Source organism: Streptomyces sp. NPDC127084 (assembly GCF_042724175.1).
Lineage (GTDB): Bacteria > Actinomycetota > Actinomycetes > Streptomycetales > Streptomycetaceae > Streptomyces.
The window spans coordinates 20,285-33,570 of sequence record NZ_JBHXFA010000063.1; the positions used below are offsets into that span (position 1 = coordinate 20,285).

The 13,286-nt window shown below is 69.9% G+C and carries 14 protein-coding genes; 5 read left to right on the forward strand and 9 right to left on the reverse strand.

Annotated features, from left to right (window positions below):
- Positions 1-12: 12 nt before the first annotated feature.
- Complete coding sequence (locus tag ACFWI9_RS16850) at positions 13-1,665, reverse strand: long-chain fatty acid--CoA ligase (RefSeq protein WP_387162649.1); 1,653 nt, start codon at positions 1,663-1,665, stop codon at positions 13-15.
- Between the two features lie 283 nt (positions 1,666-1,948).
- Here ACFWI9_RS16850 and ACFWI9_RS16855 point away from each other — a divergent pair, with 283 nt between their 5' ends.
- The gene (locus ACFWI9_RS16855) at positions 1,949-2,395 is read left to right on the forward strand and encodes a hypothetical protein (RefSeq protein ID WP_387162651.1); all 447 of its coding nucleotides are present in this window, start codon (positions 1,949-1,951) and stop codon (positions 2,393-2,395) included.
- Between the two features lie 27 nt (positions 2,396-2,422).
- Here the strand turns inward: ACFWI9_RS16855 and ACFWI9_RS16860 are convergent, their stop codons facing one another.
- The 7 genes from ACFWI9_RS16860 to ACFWI9_RS16890 form a co-directional block, all read right to left on the reverse strand.
- Entirely contained in the window at positions 2,423-2,956 is a 534-nt protein-coding gene (locus ACFWI9_RS16860) for a SigE family RNA polymerase sigma factor (protein WP_387162653.1), read from the reverse strand.
- Between the two features lie 213 nt (positions 2,957-3,169).
- Positions 3,170-4,336, reverse strand: coding sequence for a lipid-transfer protein (locus tag ACFWI9_RS16865; RefSeq protein ID WP_387162655.1), 1,167 nt, complete (start codon positions 4,334-4,336; stop codon positions 3,170-3,172).
- A complete protein-coding gene (locus ACFWI9_RS16870; protein WP_387162657.1) occupies positions 4,333-4,779 on the reverse strand; it encodes a MaoC family dehydratase in 447 nt (148 codons plus the stop codon). Before ACFWI9_RS16870 ends, ACFWI9_RS16865 begins: the two co-directional genes overlap by 4 nt.
- Positions 4,776-5,849 (reverse strand): acyl-CoA dehydrogenase family protein, encoded by a 1,074-nt coding sequence (locus ACFWI9_RS16875; RefSeq protein WP_387162659.1) that lies wholly within the window; start codon positions 5,847-5,849, stop codon positions 4,776-4,778. The genes ACFWI9_RS16870 and ACFWI9_RS16875 overlap by 4 nt, the downstream gene beginning before the upstream one ends.
- Before the next feature lies 1 nt (position 5,850).
- Positions 5,851-6,855, reverse strand: a complete 1,005-nt coding sequence (locus tag ACFWI9_RS16880; protein ID WP_387162662.1) for a bifunctional MaoC family dehydratase N-terminal/OB-fold nucleic acid binding domain-containing protein — start codon at positions 6,853-6,855, stop codon at positions 5,851-5,853.
- Complete coding sequence (locus ACFWI9_RS16885; RefSeq protein ID WP_387162664.1) at positions 6,852-8,075, reverse strand: acyl-CoA dehydrogenase family protein; 1,224 nt, start codon at positions 8,073-8,075, stop codon at positions 6,852-6,854. Before ACFWI9_RS16885 ends, ACFWI9_RS16880 begins: the two co-directional genes overlap by 4 nt.
- A gap of 303 nt (positions 8,076-8,378) precedes the next feature.
- Entirely contained in the window at positions 8,379-8,690 is a 312-nt protein-coding gene (locus ACFWI9_RS16890; RefSeq protein ID WP_387162666.1) for a hypothetical protein, read from the reverse strand.
- 340 nt (positions 8,691-9,030) lie between these two features.
- Between ACFWI9_RS16890 and ACFWI9_RS16895 the strand changes: the two genes are divergently transcribed.
- Positions 9,031-9,984 (forward strand): bifunctional DNA primase/polymerase, encoded by a 954-nt coding sequence (locus ACFWI9_RS16895; RefSeq protein WP_387162668.1) that lies wholly within the window; start codon positions 9,031-9,033, stop codon positions 9,982-9,984.
- A gap of 203 nt (positions 9,985-10,187) precedes the next feature.
- Here ACFWI9_RS16895 and ACFWI9_RS16900 read toward each other — a convergent pair whose 3' ends face one another.
- Positions 10,188-10,757 (reverse strand): lamin tail domain-containing protein, encoded by a 570-nt coding sequence (locus tag ACFWI9_RS16900; protein ID WP_387162670.1) that lies wholly within the window; start codon positions 10,755-10,757, stop codon positions 10,188-10,190.
- 542 nt (positions 10,758-11,299) lie between these two features.
- Here ACFWI9_RS16900 and ACFWI9_RS16905 point away from each other — a divergent pair.
- From ACFWI9_RS16905 to ACFWI9_RS16915, 3 genes are all read left to right on the forward strand, one after another.
- Complete coding sequence (locus tag ACFWI9_RS16905) at positions 11,300-11,869, forward strand: hypothetical protein (RefSeq protein WP_387162672.1); 570 nt, start codon at positions 11,300-11,302, stop codon at positions 11,867-11,869.
- A 117-nt stretch (positions 11,870-11,986) separates the two neighbouring features.
- Entirely contained in the window at positions 11,987-12,487 is a 501-nt protein-coding gene (locus ACFWI9_RS16910; RefSeq protein WP_387162674.1) for a hypothetical protein, read from the forward strand.
- 43 nt (positions 12,488-12,530) lie between these two features.
- Positions 12,531-12,773 (forward strand): hypothetical protein, encoded by a 243-nt coding sequence (locus ACFWI9_RS16915; RefSeq protein ID WP_387162677.1) that lies wholly within the window; start codon positions 12,531-12,533, stop codon positions 12,771-12,773.
- Positions 12,774-13,286 lie beyond the last annotated feature (513 nt).

Sequence of the window (13,286 nt, forward strand, 5' to 3'; positions counted from 1 at the left end):
CAGGTCAGCCGGTCAGTCCACCCGCGTGACGTCCAGTTCGCCGTCCGCGTACCGCCTGCGGATCACCTTCTTGTCGAACTTGCCGACGCTCGTCTTCGGCACCTCCGCGATGATCGCCCAGCGCTCCGGGAGCTGCCATTTCGCGATCCGCCCGGCCAGGAACTCCCGCAGCGACGCGTAGTCGGCCGTCGAACCCTCCTTGAGTACGACGGTGGCCAGCGGGCGCTCCCCCCACTTCTCGTCCGGGACGGCGACAACCGCCGCCTCGGCGACCTCGGGGTGGGCCATCAGCGCGTTCTCGAGTTCGACGGAGGAGATCCACTCACCGCCGGACTTGATGACGTCCTTGGCCCGGTCGGTGAGCGTGAGGAAGCCCCGGGGGCAGATGACACCGACGTCCCCGGTCCGCAGCCAGCCGTCCTCGCTGAACTTGTCCTCGGGCCTGTGCGGTTCGCCTTCCGCGCCGTTGTAGTACGCGCCCGCGATCCACGGGCCGCGTACCTCCAGCTCGCCCGCCGACTCCCCGTCCCAGGGCAGGAACTCCCCGCCCGGGCCGCGCAGCCGGGCCTCCACACCGGCCGGGAAGCGGCCCTGGGTAAGGCGGTAGCCGAACTCCGCGTCCGTGCCGACGGCATCGGCGGGCGGACGGGCGATGGTGCCGAGCGGAGAGGTCTCCGTCATGCCCCAGGCGTGGCACACGCGCATGCCGAGCTTGTCGAACGCCTCCATCAGGGACGGCGGGCAGGCGGAGCCGCCGATGGTGACCTGGGTCAGGCAGCTCACATCGCGGGGCTTGGCGGTGAGTTCGGCGAGCAGACCCTGCCAGATGGTGGGGACGGCGGCGGCGTGCGTCGGACGCTCGGTCTCGATCATCTCGGCGAGCGGGCCGGGCTGGAGGAAGCGGTCCGGCATCAGCATGTTGACGCCCGACATCAGCACGGCGTGCGGCAGGCCCCAGGCGTTGACATGGAACTGCGGCACCACGACCAGGCTGGTGTCGCCGTCCGTGAGACCCATCGACTGGGCCATGTTGACCTGCATCGAGTGCAGGTAGATCGAGCGGTGCGAGTAGACGACGCCCTTGGGGTCGCCCGTGGTGCCAGAGGTGTAGCACATGGCGGCGGCCGACCGCTCGTCCAGCTCGGGCCAGTCGTACGAGGTCGGCTTCCCGGCGATCAGTTCCTCGTACTCGTGCACTTGGGCGTTCGCGCCGTCCAGCAGCGAACGGTCGCCGGGGCCCGACACCACGACATGCTCGACCGTCGGCAGATGCGGCAGCAGCGGGGCGAGCAGCGGCAGCAGGGAGCCGTTGACGATCACGACCCGGTCGGCCGCGTGGTTGACGATGAACACGAGCTGCTCGACGGGCAGCCGCAGATTGAGGGTGTGCAGTACGGCACCCATGCAGGGCACGGCGAAGTACGTCTCGACATGCTCGGCGTTGTTCCACATCAGAGTGGCCACACGCTGGTCCCCGTCGACCCCGAGGTCGTCCCGCAGGGCGTGCGCCAGCTGAGCGGTCCGTTCACCGAGCTCCCGGTAGCTGCGCCGGTGCGGCTCGCTCTCCCCTGTCCATGTGGTGACCTGTGAGGTGCCGTGGATCGTCATCCCGTGCTTCAGGATGCGGGTCACGGTCAGTGGTACGTCCTGCATGGTGCTCAGCACGGCGTCCTCCCGGTGGGCGCGCAGCTCTCGGCTCTCGGTCAGGGAACGGGACGTGCCCGGTCCCTGGCCGTACCCCTGGCAGTAAGGGTGTGGAGATTCTGCGCACATACCGCTCGGTATGTCACTACCTTCCGGTAGCCCATTCTCTGTCCCCGGCGACTCCGTGCCCGGAATCCACCTCAGGTGCCGGGCAACCCTTCCCCTTCGTCTGAGGTCGAAACACGAGAATCAGCACACAGGGACAGACGTGATGTGGGGAAGTACAAGGCGGAAAGTACTGACCATGGCAGGCGTCGCCCTGGCGCCGGGAGGAGTGGTGTACGCCTCAGCGGCCCCTGGCGGGCATGACCGTCAGGACCACGGCGTCGACCCGGGGACGGCGGGGTTCAGGGGCAAACTGGTCGGCAGTCGCGAGACGTTCTCCCCGAAGGGCTTCAACGGCGCCCTGATGAAGTGCCAGGACGCCGAACTGCTGAGGCTCGCGGCGGTGAGGGCGCGATCCAGCGCCCCGATGCGGATCCCGATCTGCGTGTGGGCCGACCACAGCATCGTGACCGCGGTGGCAGTCGTCGACTCACCCCAGACCCGTCGCAGAGCCCCGGGCATCACCCGGGCCGAATTCGCCGATCTGGCCACCACGGTTCACAACACCATGCGCAGCAAGTACTGGGATGGTGTGTGCACCTGGCACCACTGCAATGGCAAGGTGAACGAAACGCCGGACGACTGACGCCAGACGACCGGCGACCGACCCCGCTCACCGCACCGGCGCGAGCTCCGGGTCGTCGCGCAGCTTGCCGAGAGCCCGCGAGACGGCGCTCTTGACCGTACCGACCGAGACGCCGAGCACCTCCGCGGTCTGGGCCTCGCTGAGGTCCTCGTAGTACCGCAGTACGACCATCGCGCGCTGGCGGTCCGGGAGCCGCATGATCGCGCGCCACATCGCATCGTGCAGGACCTGGCGCTCGGCGGGGTCCGGCTCGGGTACGGCATGGGGTTCGGGCAGGTCGTCGCAGGCGAACTCGTCGACCCTGCGCTTGCGCCACTGCGACGTACGCGTGTTGACGAGTGCGCGCCGCACATAGCCGTCGAGTGCCCGGTGGTCCTCTATACGGTCCCAGGCGACATACGTCTTGGTGAGCGCGGTCTGGAGGAGGTCCTCGGCGTCGCACGGGTTCGCCGTGAGGGAGCGGGCGGTCCGCAGCAGTACGGGCCCCCGCGCCCGTACGTACGATGAGAAGGACGGGTACGTCGCCGCCCTGGAAGCGGTCGCGCAGACTGGCGTGGTCATGGCTCCACGCTATGAGCGGGCTGTACGCCCCCGGATCGCCCCAGGGTGCCGAAAGCGAATCCCCCTCAGGTTGTAGGGGCGGCGTAAGCTCAACCTCCCCAAGGTGGAGGGCATCAGCCCCCTGGGTAGGGGGTCGAACAGGTCGAGCAGCCCCCCGTCACGGCCTCAACCCGCCGCGGCCGCCCCCCTCGTACCCGTTGAGCAGGGCCGTTCTCAGCCGTCCTTCCCCAGGATGAGTCCGGAGGTCGGCACTCCGGTTCCCGCCGTGACCAGGGCCGTCCCGGCGCCCGCCACCTGGTTCACCGAGGTGCCGCGGATCTGGCGGACGGCTTCCGCGATTCCGTTCATGCCGTGCAGATACGCCTCGCCGAGCTGCCCGCCGTGTGTGTTGAGGGGAAGCCCGTCCGCCGCGACGAAGTCGGCCGCCTCACCCGGCTTGCAGAAACCGAACTCCTCCAACTGCATCAGCACAAACGGGGTGAAATGGTCATAAAGAATCCCGACGTCCATATCGGCGGGTGCGAGTCCGGAGGTCCGCCACAGCTGACGGGCCACCACACCCATCTCCGGCAGACCGGTGAGATCGTCCCGGTAGTAGCTGGTCATCTGCTCCTGCGCACGCCCCGCCCCCTGTGCCGCCGCGACGATCACGGCCGGCGGCCGGCGCAGGTCCCTGGCCCGCTCGACCGAGGTCACCACGATCGCCTGGCCGCCGTCCGTCTCCTGGCAGCAGTCAAGGAGACGCAGGGGTTCGACTATCCACCGGGAAGCCGCGTGGTCCGCGAGCGTGATCGGTTTGCCGTGGAAGTACGCGGCGGGGTTGCGGGCCGCGTGGCGCCGGCCGGTCACGGCGACATGGCCGAACGCCTCGGGGGTCAGCCCGTACGCGTGCAGATAGCGCTGCGCCGTCATCGCCACCCACGAGGCGGGCGTGAGCAGCCCGAACGGCAGATACCAGCCGAGTGCCGCGCCCTCCGCCGATGGCTCCCGGCGCTGCACACCGGAGCCGAACCTGCGACCCGAGCGCTCGTTGAACGCCCGGTAGCAGACGACGACTTCGGCGACACCGGCGGCGACGGCGAGGGCCGCCTGCTGGACGGTGGCACAGGCCGCGCCTCCGCCGTAGTGGACCCGGGAGAAGAAGGAGAGCTCACCGATGCCCGCCGCCTGGGCGACGGTGATCTCCGGGCTGGTGTCCATGGTGAAGCTGACCATCCCGTCGACATCGGCCGGGGACAGCCCGGCGTCGTCGAGTGCCGCCCGTACGGCCTCCACCGCGAGGGTGAGCTCACTGCGGCCGGAGTCCTTGGAGAACTCGGTGGCCCCGATGCCCGCCACCGCCGCCCGCCCACCGAGGGAATCGGCCCCGCGCACACTCACGATCCCACCTCCACCATGGATACGGGCAGTTGGACCGTGACCGTGCCGGTGACGTGCTGCCCGATGCCGTTCGCACCGATGACCCGCACCCGTACGGTGCCCGAGTCGGGGTCGGTCTCGGTGACCGTGCCGGTCAAGGTCATGGTGTCGCCGGGGTAGTTGGGGGCACCGAGCCGGATCGCCACCTTGCGGAGCACCGCGGTGGGGCCGAAATGGTCGGTGATGTACCTCCCGACGAGCCCGTTGGTCGTCAGGATGTTCATGAAGATGTCCGGCGAGCCCTTCGCCCTCGCGAGCTCGGCGTCATGGTGCACGTCCTGGTAGTCGCGGGACGCGATCGCTCCGGCGACGATCAGGGTGCGGGTGAGCGGGATGGCCAGCGGGGGCAGCTCATCACCCACGCGCGGAGCACTGCCCGGTGCACCGCTTGCTACGCCACTCATCGGACCGCCTCCTTCTCCGGGCCCGCCAGCAGCAGCCCCAGTTCTTCCAGCAGTTGGGCTCCGCAGCCCAGATACGCGTCCAACTGGCGCCCCCACAGGAAGTGCCGGTGGACCGGATGATCGAGGTCGGCACCCAGACCGCCGTGCAGATGCTGGCCCGTGTGCACGACCCGCTTGCCCGCCTCGGAGGCCCACCACCCCGCGATCAGCGCCTGCTCGCCGTACGCCAATCCCTCGTCGTACCGCCACGCCGCCTCGTACGCGGTGACCCGTATCGCCTCCGTGTCCATATACGCCTCCGCCGCGCGGAGTTGGACGGCCTGCTTGGTGGCGAGGGGGCGGCCGAACTGCTCCCGGACCGACGTGTACGCGACGGCGCGGGCGAGTGAGCCCGCGCAGACACCGGCCTGGAGCCCGGCGAAGGCGATACGGGCGAGAGCGAGCACGTCCTCATAGGCCCGGCCACCGGAGTCCTCGCGACCGAGCCGCTCGGCCGGGGTGCCGTCGAGGGTGAGCCTGGCCGCGGCCCAGGGGGCCGTGGTCTCCACCGCGGTGATCCGCGTGTCCACCGCCCGTACCAGCCACAGCACGCGCTCGGCGTCCGGGACGAGCACATGGGTGGCGTCCCGCAGCCAGGGCACCCAGCCCACCGTGCCGCTGAGCCGCCCGTCGCCCGCCGCCCGCACGGTCGCGTGCACGGTGGCCCGCTCCGTTCCGCGCGGCGGGAACGCGCCGGTGGCGACCGCGCTCCCGGCCCGCAGCGACGGCAGCAGTCGGGCCCGCTGCTCGGCCGTGCCGTGCCGTGACAGCGCGAGCACCCCGTAGACACAACTCGCCGCGAGCGGCACCTGCGCGGTGGTCCGGCCCTGCTCCTCCAGCAGCAGTACGAGTCCGAGCAGCCCGATGTCGTCCAGGGCCCCGGGCAGCCCGGCCGCGCACAGCGCCTTCCACAGCTCGGCGTCCGTACCGGTTCCGGCCGCGGTCAGCCGTTCGTGGGTGGACAGGTCGGCGAAGATCCGCGCGGACAGCTCGCGGGCCGCCTGCTGCTCCTCGGTCGGTGTGAAGTCCATGTCAGACCACCCCTGCCGCTGCCCCTGCGGACCCCTCGGCCACTGGGCGGAAGACCGGCAGCTCGTGTGCTTCGTCCGCCTTCATGAAGTCCAGCCTCACGCGCATCCCGATCCGGACCTCCTCGCAGGGGACGCCGACCACGTTGCTGACCATGCGGACGCCTTCGGCCAGCTCGATCAGTCCGACGGCGTACGGGGGGTCGAAGGCGGGGAACGGCGGGTGGTGCATCACCACATACGAGTAGACGGTGCCCTCGCCGCTCGCCTCCACCGTGTCCCAGCGCGGTGAGCCGCAGCCGCCGCAGCCCGGCAGCCAGGGGAAGCGCGGCACGGCGCAGTCCGCGCAGCGCTGGATCAGCAGCCGGTGGTCGGCGACGCCGTCCCAGAACCCCGCGTTGTCCCGGTTGATCACAGGCGAGGGGCGACGGCTCGGACGGGACCCGATGGACTCGGCTGACTCGGCCGCCTGCCGCTCGGCGGCCCTGCCGGCGGTGGCCGGCGCGTATTTGAGGACCCGGAACCGGTGCGTGCCGGCGGGCTCGCCGTCCACCCGGATGTCCATCCGCGTGGTGATGAAGTGGCCCGCACCCAGCTTGGTCGTCTTGCGCGGCGACACCGACTCGATGACCGAGTCGAAGGTGATCCGGTCGCCGGGCCGCAGGGTGCGCAGATACTCCTGTTCGCAGTCGGTCGCGACGATCGAGGTGCAACCAGCGCTGTCGAGCAGCGCGGAGAGTTCGTCATACGCCCCTGAGCGCTCCGCGTACCCCGAGAGCCCGCCCATCGTCCACGCCTGGAGCATCGTGGGCGGCGCGATCGCGTCCGGGCCGGTGTAGGCGGGGTTCGTATCCCCCATCGCCTCACACCAGTGCCTGATCATGGGCTCGTTGACCAGGTCCTTTCCGAAGCCGGGGGCGCCTGTGGGACGGCCCTCGTAAGTCTTCAGGCGGGCGTACAGCTCCTCGCGGCTGATCGGCTCCGCCTCGTCGGCCACTTCCGTGCTCATCGCTTTCCCCTCCGCATGCCGAGCCGCATCGTGGCCACGAGTTCCCGCTGCACCTCGCTCACCCCGCCCCCGAAGGTGTTGATCTGCGCGGCCCTGTTCATCCGCTCCAGCTCGCCGCCGCCGCAACCCCCGCCGCCGCCTTCACCGCCGTCTCCGAAGCCGCCCGGGGAACCGACGCGCACCAATGCGGCGTCCCCCACGACCTCCTGGCACATCCGGTAGACCTCGACGGCCGACTCCGTACCGGCGAACTTCACGCCGCTGGCGTCGCCCGGGGCCAGCCGGTCCGCTCCGACGTCCGCGACCAGACGCCAGTTGAGCAGGCGGGTCGCCGCCAGCCTGGCGTGCACCTCGGCGATCCTGGAGCGCACCCACGGCCGGTCCATCGGACGCTCACCCGTCAGCGGATCGGTGCGGCAGGCGTGGTCAAGGGCCGCTGCGGCGAAGTCCTCCGCCTGCATACCGACGGCGGCGAGGGCGACACGCTCATGGTTGAGCTGGTTGGTGATGAGATCCCAGCCGTGGTTCTCCTCGCCGACCAGATGGGTGGCCGGGACCCGGATCCCGTCGTAGTACGTGGCTGTGGTGGTCAGCCCACCGACCGTCCGGATCGGGGTCCACGAGAAACCGGGCGCGTCCGTGGGCACCAGGATGATCGAAATGCCCTGGTGCTTGGGGGCGTCGGGGTCCGTGCGGCAGGCCAGCCAGATCCAGTCGGCGTTCTGCGCGTTGGATGTGAAGACCTTCTGCCCGTCGATCAGCCAGTGGCCGCCGTCTGCCGCATCGGGTGCCTGAGGTGCTTCGCGTACGGCCCGGGTACGCAGGGCGGCGAGGTCGGTACCAGCGCCGGGCTCGCTGTAGCCGATCGCGAACACCATGTCACCGCTCAGGATGCGCGGAAGGAAGAAGGACTTCTGCTGATCGGTGCCGTACTTCATCAGGGTCGGGCCGACGGTGTTCAGCGTGACCATGGAGACCGGGGCTCCGGCGCGGTAGGCCTCGTCGAAGAACACGAACTGCTCGTCGGCTCCGCGCCCTTGACCCCCGTAGGCCACCGGCCAGCCGAGGCCGAGCAGCCCGTCGGCACCGATCCGCCGCAGCAGTCGGCGCTGCTCGGAGGGATCATCCGAGTGCGGTGACCCGTCGGGCATCAGCTCGCGGAAGTACGCGCGGAGTTCGGCGCGCAGCCGCTGCTGGCGCGCGGTCGGTGCGAGGTGCACGGCGGCGGGCCTCCCGAAGGGTTGCGTTTCTTCCCGCATTTCTGACTGACCGTCAGATTGACTCGGTGGATTCAGGCTGTCAAGGCAACGACCGACGGCCTGTGCACCGGCGCCATCGCACCGCCACACAGGTCGTCGTCACCCTTCAGTCGATTCCCGTCAGACAAACCCCCTCACACGCCGACCCCCTCTATCCGGAAACCCCCACACCCCCCGGGCCTATCCCCCACCTCCCGGCGAAACCCCCAGCGCCCCCCAGCGAGCCCCCAACCGATCCCCCGGTCGCACCCCCTCGGGCCGGACCTACCAGAGCCTGCTGAAGAACACCGCGATGTTGTCCGTGGATTGATCGATGGCGGTGAAGCCCGAGCCGTTCACACTCGCGGTGTGGTTCTGGTTGGACGCCCCGTTCCCCGTGGCCACCTGCTGGGTGGTCGTCGAGTTCCCGTGGTTGTCGCCACCGACACCACTGCCCACCACCCCGGCCACCGCCGCGTTCGACCCGTTGTTCGCGAAGGCACCGTTGTCCGCGGCTGCGGTACCGGTGAACAGCGCGGCAGCGAGGGGGAGCGCGGCGAGGACGGCGACGGTACGGGCGGTACGGGTGCTTGCCATGTCATTTCCTCCAGGACCGGAAGTACGGAAGACGGAAGTTGTAAGTCGCAAGTTGGAAGACCGAAGACGGAATCCGAAGTGCGTCCGAGACCAGGGCAGTTGGCCGTTCGCCCGGTTCGCGTCTCGGTCGCTGTTTGCTGTTGTGCACGACGTCGCGAGTCCAGAGTTGCCCAGCGAATCCCCGGCGAACCACCCCGGAGCGCCCGATTCCCCCTCAAGCGTGAGGACAAGTCGATAAACCCCCTTTAAGCGAAGAAGCGTTCCGGCGCCGTTTCGGCCAATCCACACCTGGCCGCACCCGCCCTTCCCTTATTCGAACTCCAGTACGAACATAGAAGTCATGGCCACCACCGCCCGCCGCAGAACCACCTTGGCCCTCGCCCACGCACTCTCCGCCGCCGAGCGCGGGCTCCCCGTGATTCCGCTGTCCCCTGCCAAGCTTCCAGCGATCCCCTCGCCCCACCGCCACGACCCCGCCCGGGCCGCGCTCCCGTGCCACGGCGAGTGCGGGCGCCCGGGACACGGCGTGCACGACGCCACGACCGACCCCGCCGCCGTACGGGCGCTCTTCGCCGCCGCGCCTTGGGCCACGGGCTACGGAATCGCCTGCGGCCGACCACCGCACCACCTGATCGGGATCGACCTCGACATCAGGAGCCCGGCAACCGGGACCGGCGCGGACACCGACACCGACCCCGGCGCCATGGGCGCGCTACGGCAGTCGGCGCTCCAGCACCTGTTCACGATCCCGGAGACGACCACCGTGCTGACGCCCAGCGGGGGCCGCCATCTGTGGCTGACGGGACCACCCGATGTCGTCGTACCGAACTCGGCGGGACGGCTCGCACCCGGGATCGACATCAGGGGCAGCGGTGGCTATCTCGTCGGCCCGGGTTCGGTGTCAGCCCACGGCGCCTACCGGTTCGCGCCCGGATCGGCCTGGCTGCCACCCGCACCCTGCCCCCGCCCGCTGCTGCGCCTGCTGGCTCCCCCGGAGCACCGCCCCGAGCACCGCACGGACCTGTGCCTTGGCCGGCAGGCGGCACCACCGCCACCGCCCGGCGGCGACCGCGCGCCCAGAGGCGAGGGTCTGGTCCAGTTCGTCGGGGCGGCCCACGAGGGCCAGCGGAACACCCGGCTGTTCTGGGCGGCCTGCCGCGCCTACGAGAACGGCATCGGCGACGGTCTCGCGGACGCCCTCGTCGGCGCGGCGGTCCGCGCGGGGCTGAGCGAGCGCGAAGCCCGCGCGACGATCGCGTCGGCGGCACGACTGCTTGCCGGGCGTCGCCCATGACAGGGGGCCGACGGCTCTCCATGGCCGTCACCCGCGAGATGCCCGGGTCCTGACGCCGGAAAAGGGGCGCCCTGTGCGAGGGCGCCCCTTGCCATGGCCGACGAGACCGTCGGTTTCAGCGGGTCAGCTCAGCGGAATGGACCGGCGTTCGGTGATCCAGCAGTTCAGCGCTTCAGAAATCCGGCGAATCGGGAATCCCGCTTTCAGCGGCGGCCACGGCCCCAGGACTCCTCGTCCACGACCCGGCCGTGGTCGTTGCGGAGCGTGGCGGTGTCACGCTCGTTCCAGATCTGGCGGCGACGGTCCTGGTAGACATCGTGCCGGGTGTCGAAGCCCCGCCCGGTGCGGACCTTGACGCTCGAACCCCCCGCGAGGCGCACGTTGCGGAACCGGTAGGTGTTTCCGTCCCGGTCGGAGAGGGTGTACCCGCGCAGGTTCACCGGGTGCCGACCGACGTTCCTCACCTCGACCCACTCGGAGTTCAGGGCGCGGTTGGAGCGGTTGTCACGGCCGAAGCCGTCATGCCGGACATCGCCGATGACGATCGGGGAGCGGCGGTCGTCGTGGCCACGGCCACGGTCACGGTCACGGTCGTTGTCGTGCCCCCGGCCGCCGTGGCCCCGGTCATGCTGCCGGGCGATGTCGGCAAGGTCGCCGATTCCGGGGGCGCGGTCATGCCCATCGGCCGTCGCGGGCAGCGCTGCCGCGGCGACGAGCGCGCCGGATGCGAGGACGGTGGCGACGATGCGGCGGGTGGTACGAGAAGCAGACATGGAGTGCCCTCTCAAGGACGTGCCCGCAAAGCCCTGTTCAGGGCTGTTGAGGGGGATCTGGGTCCCGGCTGGTGCCGAGGAACCAAACTCTGACTGACGAGCGCCGACATCTTCCACCAAATCAGCCCTCATGACAAAAACCGGACATCTCCGTAACTCTCGCCTGCATCCGGCATCAATTTCGAATGGCCTATTACCGAGGGTTCACTGTGCGCTGCATCGACCCGTTGATCAATCAACAACAAGCGGTTACCACTTGCCGCCAAGTCACCCGAACGGCCTATTTCACGCCACCCCTGGACAGCCTGGATTTTTGTAACAGCCGCCACCGCAGCCGACTCGCACACACATCGCGATCATCGCGCTGACGTGCGGTTTCGCTTCACCCGTTTGCCAACGCGGACTCATGTCCGTCCGTCGCCGCCCGCCATCCCTGTCATCGGCACACCCCGTCGGATCCTGAAGCCGCCTCCCCCGTACGGCGGTGATCCCGAACATCCGGAGCGGGCCCGGATGTCAGAGGCCCGCCCTACATTGCGGCCATGGGTATGTATCTGTACGACCTCGGCGCGCAGGCCTGGTACAGCGATCAGGAAGGCGGATGGGCCGAGGTCGCGACGGCTCTGAACAGCGAGTTGGCACGACGGGGGCTGCCGCGCTACGCGCCCGCGCCGGGACCGGAGTCCATGGGCTTCGAGGAGAAGCTGAGCCCGTCCATGGACGGTTTCAGCGCGTTGTGCGAGCAGCACCTGTCACCGCGCGAGAGCCACATGGTCGGCGACTGGACGCTGCTGGTGCCACTCTCCCTCGACCCGCAGATCGTGCTGCCGATCCCGAACGACATGGACGACAGGACCGTGGTCGTGGGAGCTCCCCAGATACTCGCGTGTATGGAACGGCTGGCAGCCGCCATAGCCCTGCCATCGGACATCCCGGCGCCGGGTACCAACCTCGCCCTGACGGCGTGGCGCACGGACGGCGCGGCCGAGAGACTGGCCGCCGCCCGGCCAGGGCCGTGGACCGCGGACCTGGACACGGCGTTCCATGTGGCGCTGCACCGACGGGCCGCCCAGTACGCGCTGCGCCATGGCTGTCCGATGACCTACTCCTGAGCAAGCGGACAACCTCAAAGCTTGCTCAGGAACGCCCGATTCCTCTGTGGCGGGGTCGGCGGAACGGTCTATCTTCGCCCTGACCTGCCCACTTGGGCAGGAAGGGGGGAGCCTCACATGGGAATGGCCACCGGAATCAGATCTCACCGCACCGCCGTGGGCCTGGTGATCGCCGCGCTGGTATGGGGTGTCGGCGGCTGCTCCGACAGCGACACCGACATCGATGCCGGAGCAGCAGAGCCGTCGGCACCGAGCGCGCCCCCGAAGAGCAACCCGGCCGTGTCGCATGCCCATGACTCGGACGGCGAGACGGTCACCGAGGCCCCCGCGCCCTTCAGCGGCAAGGCCGTCGTCCGGGTCGCCGCGCGCACGGGCAACGCCGTACTGCCGCTGAAGCCGGTGGGCACCGGCAAACTGGGCATCCACGTCAACTGCCAGGGGAAGGGATCTCTCACGGTGTCCGTCCCACCCCTCGGCCTCAGCTTCGGGTTGGCCTGCGGCGACAAAGTGACCGGCGAATCCACGGAGTTCCACACGCACCGGGAGAAGGCCGAGGAAGGGAGCATCCAGATCACGGCCCCGACCACGGTCCGCTGGGCGCTGACCGTCGAACAGTGACGGACCCGCACGGCCCGGCCCCCGCACCGGTACAGTCACGCGCATGACCGGACGGCTCCCCGGTCCCGTCCTCGACACCGACGGGACCGGCCCAGAGATCACCCGCACCGACTGCAAGCGCTGCGGCACCGAGGTGTTCGGCATCGACGGCCGCTACGCGTGTCCCGTCTGCGGCTGGGTCAACCACTGGTCCGAAGGCCACCGGCCCCTCCCGGTGGCTCACGAGGACTCGGACTACCCCGACAGAGCCGCCCTCGACCAGTCGCCGGAGCAACCCCGGAAGTAGCTCTCCGGCAGTCGCCCCTCCCCGTCGTGGAGTTCGCGCGTGAACATCCGCGTACCGAGGGCGCCCAGCGCCTCGCCCTCGCCGGCCAACCGCCTTCGGGCGCCCGACGACCCAGGCTCCTCCGATTGGCGGGCCCTCGGGGTGGCCGGGCGCGTACGCGCCCGGCCCCGTACCTCTATGGGGGCCCGGTCGCGCTCCTGCCGGGTCCCTCCCGATCCGGCGCTCCATCGGCGTGCAGCCGGCGGGCGGATTCGGCGACACCTTTCAGCATGCGTACGGCCGAAGGGGCGCGCACTCTATGACCATACGCACCGCGTGCGATGCCTTCGGTATCGCACCGCAACAGGCTCCGTACTCAATGCGTTCGCACCTCGGTGACGCTTCGCGATCAGGCGAGGGAGGGTGTGTGACTGGTTACCCGCAGATCGCCCACCCAGGGCGGGGGGGGGATCTGCAGACGGCCGCGGTTGTTTGGGGCGACGGCCAGCTCGGCTTGGGGTGCAAGCCACGCGT